We start from the raw sequence: 272 nt of genomic DNA, 5'->3' as shown, positions 1-272 counted from the left end.
CGGCGTATCTCGATCTCGTAGAGGGTGACCTCCTGCGCGGGCATGCCGGGCTGGCCACCGATCATCTCCTGATAGGCGCGGCTGCCGGCCAGTTCGAGGCCTGGCTCCTGGGGCGGGATGCCGGCAGCCTCGTCACCGAACATCAACACAAGCTGCTCGGCCGAGACGCCGGTCTGCCGCTCGGTGTGAAACTCGCGCTCGGGATCCCAGTAGACCTTGATGAGGCCATTGCGCACGACGAGTGCATCCTGGATCGCGCACTGCAGCACGGC

At 66.5% G+C, this 272-nt stretch carries 1 protein-coding gene; it reads right to left on the bottom strand.

Going from position 1 to position 272, the window contains the following annotated elements; genetic code table 11:
* Window positions 1–272 (bottom strand): hypothetical protein (locus FV233_RS30825; RefSeq protein ID WP_187278287.1); only part of this gene is annotated, 272 nt, incomplete at both ends.

It is taken from the genome of Methylobacterium sp. WL7, assembly GCF_008040085.1.
Lineage (GTDB): Bacteria > Pseudomonadota > Alphaproteobacteria > Rhizobiales > Beijerinckiaceae > Methylobacterium > Methylobacterium mesophilicum.
Note: the sequence above shows the minus strand (reverse complement) of the source record. Positions and strands in the feature narration are given on the sequence as shown.